Source organism: Methylobacterium trifolii, from assembly GCF_022179685.1.
Classification (GTDB): domain Bacteria; phylum Pseudomonadota; class Alphaproteobacteria; order Rhizobiales; family Beijerinckiaceae; genus Methylobacterium; species Methylobacterium trifolii.
Genome location: NZ_BPRB01000410.1, coordinates 1 through 3,600, shown reverse-complemented (window position 1 = coordinate 3,600; position 3,600 = coordinate 1). Strand labels below are relative to the sequence as shown.

Sequence of the window (3,600 nt, the reverse complement as noted above, 5' to 3'; positions counted from 1 at the left end):
TTCATAACACGCTCTAGAATTTCGGGGTATTACGGATCACCAGGGCGTCTAGCACATACGCTAAGCCAAATCCAGCAAGATCGTGACGTCTAACCGTCAAACATTCGCACCCAACAATGCTTAAGCGAAGCTGTTACGACGAATTTCGGTCGAAATAATCCGGCTCCATCGTCGGAGAAATTATCGTTTTATCAACAGGCAAGCGTTATTATTCAGATGATTGCTCGGTTGATGAGCCATCACAGGGTGATCGCCCCGAAGCCGACATTCAGGTTGGAGGGCCATCTAAGCCGGTTGCCCACCGCATTCGGCTCTCCAAAAGTAGCTGCCGCATTGAGCAACACCGGCCCACTTACAGAAATCGAGGCCTCCACTGAGCTTCGAAGGTGAGCCCTCATTGAGACAGCGTACGCAGTTCCCCCCGCACAAGACCGGCGAGCGTCCGCACAAGCAGCCAAAGGATTACCAGCGTCGCCAGGGCTAGTAGAGCCAGCGCGACGCCGTCGGTGGCCCAGCCCGGCCGTGTGCCTGCCAACCGCAGCGCGGCGGCAGCCGAGGCCGCCAATGGGAGGCTGACGGCCCACCATGAGACGCGGAACGGGCAGCTTCGGCTGAACCGGGCGAGCTTCGGCAGGGTGACAGCGAGCAGGAACAGCGTGATCGCGTAGAGCGCCTCTGCGAACAGGTCGACCGCACCGGTTACGGCAACGTAGGTCGAAAAGCCGACGGCGGAGGGCGCGACCAGGATCAGCAGCGAAGGCTGCAGCGCCGGAGGCATCGGCGCTTCGAACAGGAGCCGCGACAAGATCAGCGTGAGCAGCGGCACCGCAAAGAACAGCCCTACGGCGAGGCCAAACACCATCACGCCGTGCACGGGCAGAACGTCCGGCGGCAAACCGAGCATGGGGAGTGCGAGCGGTACGTCGAGTAGGCCAACGACAGGCACGATCCAGGCGGGCGTGGCGTGGGCCGCCTGTTGGCGCTCGCCCAGCCAGCGGGTCACGATCAACCAGGCGAACATGCTCATTCCGACTGCGCCGACGACCCACATGACCCGCGCCGCCGTGAGGCTTACCGGCGCAAGGGGGATCGGCAGGAGGAGCAGGCTGATCAGCGGTGTGCGGAACAAGTTACCGGCGATGGGGTGGTAGAATTCCGCCCTTGCAGCTTGCCGGGCGAGGACAAGCTTGCCCGCGTAGCCTAACGCCACCGCCGCGAAGGCGGCGACCGCCACCCATCCGATCATTTCGCCGATCAGGAGAGACGTCCCATAGCGGGCGTGGGCGAGGGTCCAGGCCACGCTCAGACCGGTCAAGCCCATGACGGAGGCAAACAGCCCGACCGGCAGGGCTTCGACTTGGCGCCAGCCGCCGCGCACCGCAGGTGCGGCGCCTGTCGCAACGTGGGCGGTCAGTACCGTCTCCGAGGCCGGCGCTGCGCGCGGCTCAAGGCTGAGATCAGGCATCGTGAGCCTCCAAGCTGCGGTCCCGGGCATCGCCGCCCCCTTGCGTGCACAGCCGCGCTTCGAGTTCGGCGATGCGGGTATGCAGCGGTGCCGCAGCGGCCTCGACCTCGTCCGCAGTGAAGCGCGGAGTGATGTGCTGCGGACAGTTCCAATCGAATGCCTCGACCGCGACGGTGACGAACCGCTCGACCCGCGCCCGATATGCTGGCAGCGCCAGCCGCTCCGCCAAGTCCGGGCGCTCGTCGGGCTCGTATGGATGGAGATGCCCGAGCAGCTTCAGGCGCTGCCGATGTGGGTAGTCCATGAAGAGCAGCGACACCCGGTCGTCGACCGCGGTGTTACCGGCAGTGACGTACTGCCGGTTGCCCACAAACTCCGCCCAGCCGATCGTTACCCCGTCGAGGCGGCGCACGAAGCCGGGCGGCCCGCCGCGGTGCTGAACGTAGGGCCAGCCGGTCTCGGAAACGCTGGCGAGGTAGAAGCTGTCACGCGCGGCGATGAAATCAGCTTCCGCGTCGGACAGGCCTTCCTCCGCCACGGCATCATGATCTCGCGCAGCCGCTGCAGCGTAGGCCGCTCGCGAGCCTCGGCGGAGCTGTTCCGCCTGGACGGACGGGGTGAACGCTAGATCGAAAAAGCCGTGTCTCATGACCGTCTCCTGCGAGTGGGCCGGGGCGACGCGGCTCCGTGCCGGACAAGTACCGAGGTGCGCCCTCAGCGCCGGGTCAGCGTGCGGTCGAGGAAGGTGTGGATCAGGGGGGCCATGACGTCGAGCTTGTCTTCCAAGGCGAAGTGCCCTGTGTCGAGCAGATGCATCTCCGCATCGGGTAGATCGCGCCGGTAGGGGTGCGCGCCCTCGGCGGGAAAGATCTTGTCGTTCCTGCCCCAGACGATCAGCGTCGGCGGCTGGCGCTCGCGGAAGAAGGCTTGGAACGCGGGGTAGAGCGGAACGTTCGTGCCGTAGTCCTTGAACAGGTCGAGTTGGATGTCCCGATTGCCGGGGCGGTCCAGCAGCGCCTGGTCGTGGGCCCAGTTGTCCGGGTCGATGCGCGAGACGGCCGCCACGCCGTCGACATACTGGAACTTGGTCGTCTCCGGAGCCACTAAGACCTGGAGGGCGGCGCGCCGGGCGGGCGTGTCCTCGGCCCAGTAGGCTTTGATCGGATCCCAGAACGCACCGAGACCCTCCTCGTAGGCGTTGCCGTTCTGCACGATCAGCGCACTGACGCGCTCGGGGTGCTTGAGTGCGAGCCGGTAGCCGACGGGCGCGCCATAATCCATCACATACATGGCGTAGCGGGTCGCGCCGAGTTGGCCGAGTAGGCGGTCGACGATCTCAGCGTAGTGACCGAATGTGTAGGCGAAGGCCGTGTGATCCGGCGCGTCGCTCTGGCCGAAGCCGGGGTAGTCCGGCGCGATGACGTGGTAGCGGTCTGCCAGCAGCGGGATCAGGTTGCGGAACATGTGTGAGGATGTCGGGAAGCCGTGCAGTAGCAGTACGACCGGCGCGTTCCGTGGGCCGGCCTCGCGGTAGAACACGCGCACGCCGTCCACCGTGGCGGTCCGGTAGTGCGTGACAACCGACTGCTGGAGCTGTACGTCGGTGGCCGGGGCCGTCTCGGCACCTCGGGCAGCGGTGACGAGGGCGGTCGCGGCGAGCAGGGCAGGGACGATTATGCGTCTCATCGGGGTCTCTCCTCCCGGCCCGGTCACGATGGCGCCGGGCTCGCTGTGGCCCGCGGGCAATGCGCTTCGGCCTCGTCGTTTGAGGTAGATCCGATCAGCCGCTGGCATAAGCTGACTTGCCCGAGAACCTTCCTTCCGAAAAACGGAAGGACGCTTGCTCCGACTACAGAGCGGCCAGGCGCGTCCTCATTCGCGGGACGGCAAAATCGAGGAAAGCACGAACCTTGAGCGGGAGCAGCTCGCGCTCCGGGTGGACGAAGCTGACAGGCAGGGGATCGGGCTCGTAGGCTTCCAGCACCACCCGCAACGCCCCCGAGTGGATCTCATCAGACACCTGGTAGGAGAGCACGCGGGTGACGCCGAGGCCGGCCAGCGCCGCATCGACAGCTACCTCCGCCGCGTTCACCGCCAGCCGCGGGTGGGCCAGGATCGCTTTCGGCACGGCGCCG

At 65.9% G+C, this 3,600-nt stretch carries 4 protein-coding genes; all 4 read right to left on the bottom strand.

Annotation, left to right across the window (positions count from 1 at the left end):
* Positions 1-394 precede the first annotated feature (394 nt).
* A complete protein-coding gene (locus COGEMETH_RS25365) occupies positions 395-1,465 on the bottom strand; it encodes an SLAC1 anion channel family protein (protein ID WP_238185428.1) in 1,071 nt (356 codons plus the stop codon).
* Positions 1,458-2,114: a pyridoxamine 5'-phosphate oxidase family protein gene (locus tag COGEMETH_RS25360; RefSeq protein ID WP_238185427.1), complete on the bottom strand. Its 657-nt coding sequence runs from the start codon at positions 2,112-2,114 to the stop codon at positions 1,458-1,460. The genes COGEMETH_RS25365 and COGEMETH_RS25360 overlap by 8 nt, the downstream gene beginning before the upstream one ends.
* Before the next feature lie 65 nt (positions 2,115-2,179).
* Positions 2,180-3,151 carry an alpha/beta fold hydrolase gene (locus tag COGEMETH_RS25355; RefSeq protein ID WP_238185426.1) on the bottom strand — a complete coding sequence of 324 codons (972 nt, stop codon included), beginning with the start codon at positions 3,149-3,151 and terminating at the stop codon, positions 2,180-2,182.
* 163 nt (positions 3,152-3,314) lie between these two features.
* A partial coding sequence (locus tag COGEMETH_RS25350; protein ID WP_238185425.1) for a LysR substrate-binding domain-containing protein occupies positions 3,315-3,600 on the bottom strand: 286 nt, incomplete at its 5' end.

Bases quoted from the DNA above. Each gene is read 5' to 3' on its own strand.
- COGEMETH_RS25365 (WP_238185428.1), bottom strand. From the start codon at position 1,465: ATGCCTGATCTCAGCCTTGAGCCGCGCGCAGCGCCGGCCTCGGAGACG.
- COGEMETH_RS25360 (WP_238185427.1), bottom strand. From the start codon at position 2,114: ATGAGACACGGCTTTTTCGATCTAGCGTTCACCCCGTCCGTCCAGGCG.
- COGEMETH_RS25355 (WP_238185426.1), bottom strand. From the start codon at position 3,151: ATGAGACGCATAATCGTCCCTGCCCTGCTCGCCGCGACCGCCCTCGTC.